At 44.0% G+C, this 1,042-nt stretch carries 1 protein-coding gene; it reads right to left on the bottom strand.

The genetic code is table 11. From position 1 onward, the window contains the following. Positions 1-46: 46 nt before the first annotated feature. A complete protein-coding gene (locus tag QZT26_RS17840) occupies positions 47-805 on the bottom strand; it encodes a YaaW family protein (protein ID WP_099323666.1) in 759 nt (252 codons plus the stop codon). Positions 806-1,042: the final 237 nt, after the last annotated feature.

Here is a 1,042-nt window from a genome sequence, read left to right as displayed (position 1 = left end):
ACCGTTCGTGGCATTTAATAAGCCTTTGGGTTCCGCCTCCCCATGCCTAGCCTTCCGCCCTCTGCCTAATCCTCGCCATACACAGCAAAGGCACTACGGGTACTATCTTGCGCATGGCAGGTCCACTGATTATCCGCATAACATCCCACGCCATCCAGACTCCCATCACAATGTTCAGCCCTGGAATGAAGAGCGCCGCGCTCTTCGTCACTGCATTCATAGCAATCTTAATCCCTAGCGTTCTGCCTATAGCAGCCATAACAATTACCAATATTTGGTACGACAAAAAACCGCCAAAGCTAAATGCCATCCCAGCCGACAATAATACGCCAGGCGCCATACCGCGCATACTGTTAACATTGAGATATTCCAGCAACTCTTTCAATTTCTCAGGGTCTTCGGCACGCATTTGGTCTTCGAATTCACATACTGTTTTCTCGTATTCCCGCCTCTTGCCCTCGTCCATCTTTTCCCATGCCTTGTCTACGATGATTCTCAATATCCTTTGTTCTAAATCTTCAGCCGTTGTATTGTCTGTATATTTAGCCTTAACAGACTTTGCTACCCTACGAACGATTTTTCCGTATGTGGCCCAATCATCGCTGAAAACTCCGTCTGTTATCCAATCGCTGCCGGCATATCGTATCTCTTGTTCAAGGGCAAGGTCATCCCTTATCACACCATATTTATTTTTCAACTCCTCAATACTATCATACTTCAAAGCCTTCGCTATTTCATTTTTCTCTTCCTCGTTTAGTTTTTGCAAAACGCCTACCAAATCACCATCGCGCTGTTTGAGATCCATATGAACCACTGCCTCCTATATGTTTAATTTGTATAGGCTGGCGATCCCCATACGCATCAACCTAACTTTTACTGAAAAGCCAGCAGTTGAAGCAAAGCAGGAGTAAAGATATTAATTTTTCAGAATGGGGATTCACCTCCCTCATATACTAAGAACTTATTGGGATTGTTGTAACACGGAACGGAATTCTCTGCACAGTGGATACACCATTATTAATTTTACATTTTCGTAAAGTTT

Origin of the sequence: uncultured Candidatus Kuenenia sp. (assembly GCF_900696675.1) — a bacterium.
Taxonomy (GTDB): Bacteria; Planctomycetota; Brocadiia; order Brocadiales; family Brocadiaceae; genus Kuenenia; species Kuenenia stuttgartiensis_A.
Note: the sequence above shows the minus strand (reverse complement) of the source record. Positions and strands in the feature narration are given on the sequence as shown.

Coding starts and splice junctions, on each gene's coding strand:
- QZT26_RS17840 (WP_099323666.1), bottom strand. CDS start 805: ATGGATCTCAAACAGCGCGATGGTGATTTGGTAGGCGTTTTGCAAAAA.